Here is an 11,662-nt window from a genome sequence, read left to right on the forward strand (position 1 = left end):
TTTTGACCGCCTCTTTTGCTATAATTTGTGAGCATCTTTCGGCTCGCCCGTAGCGAGGGGCAAGACCCCTCATCCGGTCAGCGACCGAAAAGCCGAGGATAGATATCAGTTGTCAGAGGAGATTGCAATGGGCGAATTTTTTACAGTCGATGTGTTTGCGAACACGATAGCGGTACTCGGCGCTTTGGGTTTTTTCTTTTTGGGATATCAAGCTTTGCAGATGTTGAAAAAATAAAGTATTTAGTAAATAAAGCCGAGTTTGCAGTGGCGGTCGCATCAACTTAAGTTCTTGTGAGGTGGGCATCCGGCCCGCCAAAATATGCAATTTAAATCGATCGCAGCGATACATAGAGAGAAAGTAAAGAGCGAGGCTGCGAAGGGTAAAAATAGCAATTCCTGCCGGCAGTGCAACTGTTTCTTGCGAAAATCAACCAAAAAAAGGCTGCGTTATTATCATGGTGAGCCAACTTTTAGATGGACGCTATCAAATCATTGAAGTCATAGAAACAGGAGAATTTGGACAAACCTATCTGGCCAAAGATATTCGCCGTCCGGGAGAACCGCAGTGCTTTGTCAAGCACCTGCGTCCCGGTACCACCGAACCGAAATTAATTAATACTACGCGCCGTCTTTTTCAAAAAGAAGCAGAAGTTCTAGAAAAGCTCGGTCAACACGACCAAATCCCTCAGTTATTCGCTTATTTTGAAGAAAATGAAGAATTTTTCTTAGTTGAATCCTTTGTTGCCGGTCACTCGCTATCAACCGAGATAGTACCGGGCAAACCTCTAACAGAAGAAAAAATGATTTCTTTGCTGAAGGAACTGTTAGAAATTTTAGTGTTTGTACACGGGCAGGGAGTAATTCACCGAGATATTAAACCGGCAAATTTAATCCGCCGCTATTCAGACAACAAGTTAGTTTTGATCGATTTTGGGTCGGTGAAAGAAATTCACATCGCTCAAAGGCAAGCGCCGGTAACTGTGCGGATTGGCACGCTGGAATATATGCCGATCGAACAATTTCAATACAACCCGCAACTCAACAGCGATATCTACGCTTTGGGAATGATTGGCATCCAAGCAATGACGGGTTTGCCGGCTTACGATTTGCCGAAACTGCGGGATTTGAAAAATTCTAATAAAGGCGAAATTGTTTGGCGCCATTTAGCCGCGTGTTCCCAAGCGCTGGCCGATGTTTTGGACAATATGGTGCGCTACGATTTTCGGGAGAGGTACCAGTCGGCGGCGGAAGCTTTAGCCGATTTGAGGAAAATTGGCGATCGCTCTCGGGCGCGGATTCCCAAGCTTACAATATATCGCGAAGAAGTCGATCGGCGCAGCAGCAGCCGCGGTGACATTACAGTCGTCGGTCGTAGAATATTAGATGAACTGCGCGTCAGTTTGGAATTGCTGCCAGAAGAAGCAGAGGCGATCGAAGATGAGGTATTGAACCCTTACCGCAAATACAGGCAAAAAGGCGAACGCTACGAACAATCACTGCAAGAAGCAATGCAGCAAGAATATCCCTTTTCTTTGGAAACTCGCGACGAGTTAAAACGCTTGCAGCAAGTTTTAGGGCTTACTGACGAAGATGCCGCGAAAATCGAAGAATTAGTCATTCCTAAATCTTTATTCGCTAAATTGTACAAGGCGATCTCCACAGTTTTGGAGGGACACCGCAACCCCAATCCGCCAGCAGCAAGCAGCGCCCCTCAACTCGAATTGCAGGCAAGTCCGGCGGTATCCCCCCAGCTAAATCTGAACGGAAAAACCGATTTGTCGTTAGCGCAGCCCTCGGAGAGGATCGCCCCGACCGCAGCGCTTGTCCCCAAAGAAACTCGCAAATTCAATCCTTATCTCGCCGGGGCAACAATTGCGGCTATCTTAGCTGCGATCGGCGGAATTTACGGATATCTCAAGTTGCAAGAATGGCAGCAGCGAGTCCAGAAAGAATCTCAACAGCTCAATCAAATTGAAGCTCTTTATAAAGCCAGCAATTATGAAGGCTGCATCAGCCAAATACCAACAATTGCCGGCACTTCCAGCAGCTATGCGTCCGCTCAGGAGTTACAGGAACAGTGCCAAGCAGGCTTGCAGTGGAAGAACGCCAAAGTCAAAAATTTCGCTCAGCATTCAGATGCCGTTGGGTCTGTTGCTTTCAGTCCAGACGGCTTAATGTTAGCCAGCGGTTCTAAAGACAAAACCATCCAAATTTGGGATTTAGCTACAGGTAAGTCGATCCGCACTTTTCCAGGAGATTCCTCCACTATTTGGTCGGTTGCTTTTGACTCAAAGGGTACGAAACTGGCTACTGGAACCGGTTTTTGGCGAGTCATGCTGTGGGATTTGAAAACAGGGCAAGTGATTCGCAGTCTCGACCACACTGCTTCTGTTTGGTCTGTCGCTCTCAGCCCCGACGGACAGCTTGTGGCTAGCGGCAGCGGAGACACAACCACGAAGATTTCGGATGCAGCAACTGGCAGTGTGATTCAGAATTTGCCCGACCATACAGATTTTGTTTATTCTGTTGCTTTCACTCCAGATGGCAAAAGTTTGGTTAGCGCTTCTAAGGATAAAAAAATTACAATTGTTGATGTAGCAACAGGGGCGTTGCTTAAAACTCTTGAGGGACACAGCGACCCGGTGAGGTCGGTTGCTGTTAGCCCGGACGGCCAGACAATTGTTAGCGGTTCCTACGATGAAACTATTAAAATCTGGAATATCGCAACAGGAGATTTAATTCGCTCTATCAACGGACATTCTGACGATATTGTCTCGGTTGCTATCAGCCCGGACGGGAAGTTTATTGCGAGCGGAAGCAAGGATAAAACTATTAAAATTTGGGATTTTGCTACCGGAGAATTGCTGAATACTTTGACGGGACATTCCGATGAAGTTTATGTGGTTGCTTTTAGTCCCGACGGCAAAACTATTGCTAGCGGTTCTAAAGACAATACTATTAAGTTGTGGCTGAGGTAATTAGTCCCCTGTCATTTAATTGCTGTAATTCAGCTCGTTTTTTAAGGTTGGGGGAAAGTGCCAATAAGGCGTTTCTACTTCGTCCTCAGTTGGAGAACTTTCAGTTGAGTCCTCTCGAATTTGAAAAAAGTAGTAGAGGTTAGCCACAGTTAAATCGGATATTTCTTGCCAATTCGAGGCAGCTAAAGCTTGATAGCCAGTAGCGATCGCCTGCTGGCTGACATAGAATTCGTATCTCCGGCGGATTTCCGGCGACACAGCGAAGGTTAGCTGGTCGCGCAAGGATAGAAAGTGAGACTTTTGCTTTAAAGTTTCATAAAGTGAAAGTTCCGCAGCTAATACCGCGAATGTAGTGTGCAAGCTGCTTTTTAAACTATCGCCGCTGAGTTTATCTAAACTAGCTAACTGGTGCTGCTCTTTTGAAGACAAAGTTTGCATCCAATCAACCTCATTTTGCCAAAATTCTATTACACTTAAATCATGACCGAGAATCCTAGTAACTTCGGGAAATAAAAAATCTAATTCCGGTTCCGATTGACATCCTTTAACAACAGTTAGAAGATCTTGACGAATTTTTGATTGGAGTTCCAGCAGGCGATCGCTCACCATATCGTAGGCCCGCTGCAAGTGAAACGTGACGCAGATCGCCTGCTCGATCGCCCAAACACATTCCCTTTGCCGGAGTTGTCCGGCAGAACACAGCCCCTCCAACAAACTGGGATTGTCATAAATTTTTAAAGCCTCAAACAGCATATCCCGCCCGCTATTAATTTCGGAATTCCGAAGTTTGAAATCGGGCACTGTCAGGGCTGACTGGCAGCGTCTGACAGCTTTAGAAAAAATATCGTAACCGTTAACAAATTTCTGGCGGTGCATTTCAAAACTTGAGTCGTGAGCCACCTTAAAAATCTGCTGGATCACCTCTACTCCCCTATCTTTGAGGATGTGTCTGAGATCGATAAACCCGTCTTTAATTTTTAGTTTCTGGTGCTTTGCCTCTTCTCTGATTTTTAATACTTGGTTGAGGTTTACTGCTGACAAAACTGTACTCGATACAGCGCCAATACCCATGACTGCTGCAGTTGCTTGCATCACTGCCAAATTAATTTTCAGACAGTTAAGCATTCTGTATATTTTTTGAAACCCCTGATGAGTTTGAGCAACCTGCAACGGCGCTACTGTCACGTACACGGGAGCTACCAGCGGCTGTACGGGGCCGCCTCCGGCTAACTGTGCGAGCAATCCTATAACTCCGCGATCGCATAAAGTTCTATTTGTTGATTGATAAAAGATTTTTGCGATCTCCACAAACTCCCCTGTCACCGGATCTCTAGCTGCCGGGAGCAATTTTCCTGTTTTGGCTGCAGGCTGTACGAGGTTGCCACTATTGAGTCTAGCCTGAGTTGCAGGGGTGAATAGATAATCCATGTTGTGACTCAGTTTGCATTCAAAAAGGCAGATGTTCTGTATTGTATGCTGTTTAGGGAAACGAGGGATGAAAGGAAATGAATGAGTATCTCAAGGCATTCCAGGCTATTACCCAGTTTAGCGATCGATTGTTGGCAGACGAATATCAATCCGTGGAGATTAAACAGTCAGCTACCCAACTCAGTTTAGATGTGGAACCTTGTATTGAGGAAATTAAGCAATCTGCCATCAGACTCAAGGGGTTACTTCAGGTATGTTTCAAAGATGTATCTCAGGCTGAGGATGTCTGGAATAGCAAGCCGAGAATTGCTGGAGCATCTCCTGTTGATGTCTGGGAGCAAATTGGCGAACTAAGCGGATGCGATGTGAGAATTCGCAGTTTAGGAAAACAGGGCAAATATGATGCTGTTGTTAAAGTTCGCCAATCGTGGATCGACAAGGCTACAAAGTTAAAAAATCAGTGGTTTTTGTGGGATCAAAACTATCAAGTCTTTCAAAGAGATACTATCGGTTTTGTTGAAAAAGATAATTTGCACAAAGAGTTACGGAATGAAGTTGATTACCAGGCAGAGCGAGTGATTTTAATTATGGAGAATGAACTTAATTTGATTTTTAAAGAATTACAATCTATTGATATAGAAAAATTTGAATTTTGTCTTGAATGCTTCGACATCAAAAGTCAAGCGCGATTTAGAGAGCGACTGCAATCAATAGGCAGCGAGATTGTGTCGAAGTTTACGGAGCCACTGAAATATTTGCCGGATTCTTATATGAAGAGTTTTAAAGAAACGCTGAAAGAACCTGTAGAAACTCTGGTTCATAAAAGCAAGATGGGAATCAGTTTGGTCGATTTTGAAGAGTCCTGTAAAGTGATTGGGTCAATCATGGATAATTTGATTTTAGAAATTTTTGAGGAGCGCATGAAACTGGCAATTCAAACTGTTGAAAAAGCGATGAGGTTCTACAATGATTTTTTAGATAAGCAGGCGCGGTATCAGCAAGAAACAGCCCAACAGCGATCGACGGAAAAAGATTGGATCGAATACCAGCGGGAGCAACTCAGGGAAGTTCAGCAGTATATTGAAGCCGTCATCAGTCATTAGTAATGGGTATAGCCTTTCTCAGTAACATGAGGTACCCGACGTGCATAGGCCTCCGTGGGCATAGGCCTCCGTGGGCATAGGCCTCCGTGGGCATAGGGCATACCTCACCACGCTTGAGAACCGCTATAATTGGTAATTGGTAATTGGTAATACAGGCTGATACCAAATCCGGCTTTAATGCTCCCTTTATTCTTAAGTTCGCGCACCATCCGAACTTCGTTTGTGTAGTGGCGGTTTCAACCGCCAACTCTTATATTCACTCTAGCAATTATTAAAAGTCACAGAGACCAGCCCCGGACACGGCAAGGCCGTATCCTTACAGATGCTCGCGTACAATCTATATGTCTCCCTACTTTTTAGAATTGGTATAAGTGGTGGAGATAAAAAAGCTTAGACTTTAGTTCAAGCTCCCAGTAAAAGCTGTGAAGTCAATCTAAAATCTAAAATCTAAACTCTCCCATCTCAAATCTCAAATCTATTGACCGCTGATTTCGTAAACGATCGCGCCCAAAGACGCTAAGCTAGCTAAAATTAGCATTCCTGCCGGCATGAATTTTTGAGTTTTAACAAGGCGCACAATAAAAACTATTACTAAAACAGCGGAGATGGCTGCTGCTAATGTTAAACCCCAACTTTGTCCCATGAGTTGTGCGGTGCCGGCAAAAATTAGCAGCGAACCGCTAATCAAGCCCGAAATGAGCGAGGCTTGGCTTTTGGCCTTGATATAACCCATGATGCCGCCAACCAGTGTTAAAATGCCGTAGCCGATCGCCGCTGCTGTACCTAAATTCATTTTTCATCCTCGAAATTTCACTCTTTGCATCTAAGTTTATACAGCGAGACCTGCAATTGCGGTCACAAATTGTTAGAAAATTTATTAAACCCAGTCAGGATATCTAACTGTTATACAATTGCCATTATGTCAGCCCTAACTTCTAGTGCGATCGCCCAAATCCGTTACCTCCAGCGCCAAGCGGCATCTCTGCTGCTGTATCAATCAGTTCTCAAAAGCCCCGCAGGTCAAGCTTTTCTCGATTTGCTGCAAGCCCTCCACCACAGCGAAGTCAGCGGTTTGGAATGTCAGGTAGCTTACGGGAACTGGTTCAAAGTTCAGGCTGCTAAAAATCTGAGCTGGAAAGATTCTCTGATTGCTGAAATTCTCAAAGACGAAAACCCCTTTTCTCGCCGAGCTCAGGAAACAGATTTTGCGAGTTTGCCCCCCGCCTTGGTGGAAGCAGCGCGACATGATTTACAAGTGCTGCAAAATATTTACGACTGCAGCAGCGATCAGTTGAGCAAGTGGGTGCGGGTAGCGGGTCAACTTGACGCTGTGCCTCCGATTTGGCATTCAGAAAGTGTCAAAGAAAAGGGCGATTTGCCGCTGCACGAAAAACTGGAAAAATGGTCTAGCGCTACAGAATCTTTGGCAGTTTATTACCGACAGTTTGGAACGGGTTTGTTTGCAGAATATCGCGCTTTTGCGTGGCGGGGAGGGCAGTTGGCGAGTATTTTGCATCCCGATCGCATAACTTTAAAAGAGTTGGTTTGCTGCGATTGGCAGCGGGATGCTCTGGTGAAAAATACGGAGTTTTTGCTGGCAGGTTATCCGGCTTTGCACGTCTTGCTGTACGGGAGCCGCGGTTCCGGTAAGTCTTCTTTGGTGAAGTCGCTATTAAATGAGTTTGGATCTCGCAATCTGCGCTTGATTGAAGTATCTAAATCGGATTTGCAAGATTTGCCACTAATTGTCGAGCAGTTGCGGGGAGTTCCTCAAAAGTTTATTATTTTTGTGGATGACCTTTCTTTTGAGGAAGATGACGATGCTTTTAAAGCTCTGAAAGTTGTCTTGGAAGGAAATGTAACAGCTCGCTCTCAAAATGTAGTAGTTTACGCCACATCTAACCGCAGGCATTTAATTCGAGAGTTTTTTGACGACAGGCCTCGCCCCCGCGATGGAGACGAAGTTCACGCTTGGGATACTGTGCAGGAAAAACTTTCCTTTAGCGATCGGTTTGGCTTGACTTTAACTTTTGAACCGGCCGATCAAAACACTTATTTAACAATTGTCCGACATCTGGCAGAACTTGCTGGAATTAAACTCGCTCCCGATGATTTGGAACACCGCGCTAAAGAATGGGCAACTCGCCGCAACGGTCGATCGGGCAGGACTGCGCGGCAGTTTGTTGATTTCCTGAAAGCAGATTTAGCCATTTTTGACAAGTAGATCGGCGGGGCTGGGAGGGCGGGTTTTACCTGAGATATGGGAAGGTAATTCAGGATATGAATCAACCTGCCCTTCCAGCGCCGACGGCGAAATAAAAATTCTTAATTTTTTCATAATTTTATTGATAACAAATAACTAACAAAATTTGATATAATTGTCGAAATCCCCAAACAAACCTCCCGAGCCAGAGCTGATCCTGACTCCATGAATCCACTACTAAATAATGAGGAAAATATCATGGGTTTATTTGATAAAGTATCGCAGACTCGCCAAGAAACGGAAGTAACGTTAGGGCCTGCCGAATCATTTGCGGCGATCGCGCTAATTGCCGTAGCAGCCGACGGTTACATCAATGACAGCGAAAGCAAAGCGATTAGCATGACGCTATCTCGGATGCAACTGTTCCGCAGCTATCCCGATGACGTGATGAGAAAAATGCTCGATCGCCTGCTGATGATTCTGCAACGGCAAGGAGTTGAGGTACTGTTTAATGCGGCTTTGGCAACGCTTCCGGACGAACTTAAAGAAACAGTTTTTGCTGTGACAACTGATATCGCTTTAGCAGATGGCGAGGTTTCAGAAGAAGAAGAACAACTTTTGAACGATCTTTACAGTGCATTGGGGCTTTCCGAAGATATTGCCCTCAAGATTATAGATGTGATGTTGATTAAGAACAAAGGTTAATAAAGAAGGGGAAGGAGTGAGGAGGGCGAGTTTTACAATAGAAAAAATTAGCGCCTACTTACTTAGCTGATAACTTCTCCAAAAGTGCGGGTTTACGGATATGATGGTTGGTAAAATTCAGATCCAATTTGCGATCGCCCGTTACTACCTCAAATGCCTTTCACTTACATTCGCACTGTTCGCTTTCAAGATACCGATGCTGCTGGAGTTGTTTACTTTGCTAACGTTTTGGCGATATGCCACGAAGCTTACGAGGCATCTCTAGCAGCATCGGGAATCAATCTCAAAGCATTTTTCAGCAATCCCGAGGTTGCCTTTCCCATAATTCATGCTAGTGTAGATTTTTATCGCCCAATGTTTGCGGGCGATCGGCTGACGATTCAATTGACGCCCAAACAAGTTGCTGGCGATGAATTTGAAATTGCCTATCAAGTATTTTCTGGCGAAGTTGCAGGAAGAAGCGCGGCGAAAGGTCTTACTAAGCACGTCTGCATCAATGGAGTTAGCCGAACTAGAAAACAGCTATCTGAAGAATTGATGCAGTGGATCAAGAAATTTGATATCTGAGATTTCAGATTAGTTCTATCTTTAAATAATAGCAGGGAATGACAGTAAAATTACAGTTTAGTCGATCGTTATTTCTGAGTTTTTGATATTATGCCAAATCGCAATTATGCCATTGTCGGCACGGGAGCTTTAGGGGGATTCTATGGTGCTAGACTGCAACAAGCAGGTTTAGAAGTCAATTTTTTGCTACGCAGCGACTACGATCGGGTCAAAAAACACGGTTTGATTGTCGAGTCTCCTGAAGGCGACTTCATCCTCCCCCACGTCCGCGCCTACCACGACGCGCACAAAATGCCTCAGTGCGACGTAGTAATTGTAGCGCTGAAAACAACTCAAAATCACTTGTTGCCCAAAATTTTGCCTCCTTTATTAAAGGATAACGGCGCGGTTTTAGTATTGCAAAACGGATTGAATACGGAACCAGAAGTAGCTAAAATTGTCGGTGCAGAACGAGTGGTTGGCGGGCTGTGTTTTCTCTGTTCTTATAAAGTTGGGCCAGGTCACATCTGCCACCTAGATTACGGCACTATCACGCTGGGAGAATATGCCCAAGACTACAAAGCCATCGGTATTACTAATAGAATGCACCAAATTGCTGGGGATTTTAAACGTGCTAATATTCCTATTAAAATGAGCGAAGATTTGCTATTATCAAGGTGGAAAAAGCTGGTTTGGAATATTCCTTATAACGGGCTGTCTGTAGTGTTGGATGCGAGAACAGATGAACTGATGGCTAATCCCGATACTCTGATTTTAGTCAAGGAAATGATGGGGGAAGTGGTAGCGGGAGCCAAAAGTTGCGATCGCATTATTGCCGATGACTTTATCCCACATATGCTCGAATACACTGAGAAAATGAAGCCTTACCGCACGAGCATGAAAATCGATTATGATGAATCGCGGCCCCTGGAAGTTGAGGCGATTTTTGGTAATCCGATACGGGTGGCGCAGCAAGCAGGTATTAAGTTGCCCCAAATAGAGGTACTTTACCGAATGTTGAAGTTTATGGACGTTCAAAGACAAGAAGCAGAGAGGACGAGAAGGCTGTTAGGTTTGTCGTAATTAGTCAGTTGACTGTTAACTGTTGACTGTTGACTGTTGTCAGGAGTCGGAAATAAGCATGAGAAATTCTGCCTTCTGCATTGATTGCGAGCGCCTAATAATTATTGATATTCGAGCGCAATTTCTTGCAATTGTTCTCGATTAACTTTCCCTTGAGAATTGCGCGGCAATTGTTCGACGATTACCCAATGTTTCGGTTGCTTAAACTTGCTCAACTTATCTTCTATTGCCGCTTGCAGATTTTTGACAGTAACTTCGGAATTAGCGGGAAGGTAGATAGCCGTAACGACTTGACCCCAATCTTTGTCTGGCAAGCCAATTACAGCAATATCCGCAACTAAATTAGTCGATCGCACAACGGCTTCAACTTCCGCCGGAAATACATTTTCTCCGCCTGTAATAATTTTGTCGCTGCTGCGTCCGACGATATTTAAGCAGTTATTTTTATCAAAAAATCCCACATCGTCTAATTGGAAATATTCGCGATCGCCAAAATTTTCAGGATAATAACCCAACGCCAAAGATTTAGCATTTACCGCAATATTTCCGATTTGATTATTGCACAAAATATCGCCATTTGCACTGCGAATAGTTATTTTAGCGTGCGGTAAAGTTTGACCGGAACTGTTATTGCCAGCGAGAAAATCTTCGGGTTTTAGTGTAGCAATTTGCGAGGCGGTTTCTGTCATGCCGTAACTGGGGGCTAATTTGATTTGATAATTTCTAGCTGTTTCTAAAAGTTCCGGCCAAGCCGGAGCACCGCCCAAAACTACAGCCAGAAACCGTCTCAGCCAATTAGCTGTATCTGGGTTTTGCAGCAGCCGTTGCAGTTGAGTTGGAACTAAAGAAATGAAAAATTCTTCGGGTTCGATATCGCATATTTTACCATTTTCTAATTCTTTAAATGACTGAATAGCGATTTTTCCTCCGGTAGTAAAAGAACGCATAAATTGCATTAAACCGCTGACGTGGTATAATGGCAAAACGCAGAAAGAGTTGATTTTTTCAACTTGAAAATATTGTTGAAAACCTTGTACTGATGCCGTTAGTGTTTCCCAAGTGTGGATGGCAAAACGGATTTTCCCTGAAGAACCGCCGGTGGGAATCATGATTGTATCAAAACCGCTTTTACTAGGCGAATGGAATTCGCGGCTATACAAACGAAGCCCGCCTTCGCGGACTGGGATATGGGGATTGTTGGGAAGCGGGTATTGTCCTAAAAATATGTCTGGTTGAACTAAATCAAAGACTTGTTCCCATTCTGGTTTTACCCAGTTGGGATTGCAGAGAAAAATAGGGCTTTTGGCGGCACGGGCGGCGATGAAACTGGCAAGAAATTGCACTGGTTCTGGTTCGGAGAGGCAAATTTTTGGGGGTGTTTTTTGTGCGGGATTGTGGGTTATTTCTTGAAATAGCCGATCGACAATTCGGGCAAATTCGCGACTGTCACAACCGATAAGCCAATTATCGGGCAAGCCAGACGCGATATCCAGGATATTTACTGTTGAATTTGTTGCCATAGATGCTTTCACCAAGTTTCAATACTCCGGACAGTTTTTAAGCAGCCAGAGTACCATAAGACAAGACTGAAGGAAGGTTAGGGTGATTTAAAATCA

Annotated in this window: 9 protein-coding genes; 6 read left to right on the plus strand and 3 right to left on the minus strand. The window is 44.5% G+C overall.

Going from position 1 to position 11,662, the window contains the following annotated elements:
- The first annotated feature begins 455 nt into the window (after nucleotides 1–455).
- The gene (locus QUA78_RS21540; protein WP_333399009.1) at nucleotides 456–2,978 is read left to right on the plus strand and encodes a protein kinase domain-containing protein; all 2,523 of its coding nucleotides are present in this window, start codon (nucleotides 456–458) and stop codon (nucleotides 2,976–2,978) included.
- A gap of 15 nt (nucleotides 2,979–2,993) precedes the next feature.
- On the opposite strand, the gene QUA78_RS21545 is transcribed toward QUA78_RS21540, so the two are convergent.
- The gene (locus tag QUA78_RS21545; protein WP_333305733.1) at nucleotides 2,994–4,406 is read right to left on the minus strand and encodes a hypothetical protein; all 1,413 of its coding nucleotides are present in this window, start codon (nucleotides 4,404–4,406) and stop codon (nucleotides 2,994–2,996) included.
- Between the two features lie 77 nt (nucleotides 4,407–4,483).
- Here QUA78_RS21545 and QUA78_RS21550 point away from each other — a divergent pair, with 77 nt between their 5' ends.
- Nucleotides 4,484–5,509, plus strand: coding sequence for a hypothetical protein (locus QUA78_RS21550; protein WP_333305735.1), 1,026 nt, complete (start codon nucleotides 4,484–4,486; stop codon nucleotides 5,507–5,509).
- Between the two features lie 475 nt (nucleotides 5,510–5,984).
- On the opposite strand, the gene QUA78_RS21555 is transcribed toward QUA78_RS21550, so the two are convergent.
- Nucleotides 5,985–6,302 (minus strand): TMEM14 family protein, encoded by a 318-nt coding sequence (locus QUA78_RS21555; protein ID WP_333305737.1) that lies wholly within the window; start codon nucleotides 6,300–6,302, stop codon nucleotides 5,985–5,987.
- Nucleotides 6,303–6,428: 126 nt separating this feature from the next.
- Here QUA78_RS21555 and QUA78_RS21560 point away from each other — a divergent pair, with 126 nt between their 5' ends.
- The 4 genes from QUA78_RS21560 (at nucleotide 6,429) to QUA78_RS21575 (ending at nucleotide 10,046) form a co-directional block, all read left to right on the plus strand.
- Nucleotides 6,429–7,733, plus strand: a complete 1,305-nt coding sequence (locus QUA78_RS21560; protein WP_333305739.1) for an ATP-binding protein — start codon at nucleotides 6,429–6,431, stop codon at nucleotides 7,731–7,733.
- Between the two features lie 237 nt (nucleotides 7,734–7,970).
- Nucleotides 7,971–8,417 carry a tellurite resistance TerB family protein gene (locus tag QUA78_RS21565; RefSeq protein ID WP_333103984.1) on the plus strand — a complete coding sequence of 149 codons (447 nt, stop codon included), beginning with the start codon at nucleotides 7,971–7,973 and terminating at the stop codon, nucleotides 8,415–8,417.
- A gap of 153 nt (nucleotides 8,418–8,570) precedes the next feature.
- Complete coding sequence (locus QUA78_RS21570; protein ID WP_333305741.1) at nucleotides 8,571–8,984, plus strand: thioesterase family protein; 414 nt, start codon at nucleotides 8,571–8,573, stop codon at nucleotides 8,982–8,984.
- 90 nt (nucleotides 8,985–9,074) lie between these two features.
- The gene (locus QUA78_RS21575) at nucleotides 9,075–10,046 is read left to right on the plus strand and encodes a putative 2-dehydropantoate 2-reductase (RefSeq protein ID WP_333305743.1); all 972 of its coding nucleotides are present in this window, start codon (nucleotides 9,075–9,077) and stop codon (nucleotides 10,044–10,046) included.
- A gap of 101 nt (nucleotides 10,047–10,147) precedes the next feature.
- Here the strand turns inward: QUA78_RS21575 and QUA78_RS21580 are convergent, their stop codons facing one another.
- Nucleotides 10,148–11,566 carry a 2-succinylbenzoate--CoA ligase gene (locus QUA78_RS21580; RefSeq protein WP_333305745.1) on the minus strand — a complete coding sequence of 473 codons (1,419 nt, stop codon included), beginning with the start codon at nucleotides 11,564–11,566 and terminating at the stop codon, nucleotides 10,148–10,150.
- Nucleotides 11,567–11,662: the final 96 nt, after the last annotated feature.

The organism is Microcoleus sp. K4-B3, from assembly GCF_036704615.1.
Lineage (GTDB): Bacteria > Cyanobacteriota > Cyanobacteriia > Cyanobacteriales > Microcoleaceae > Microcoleus.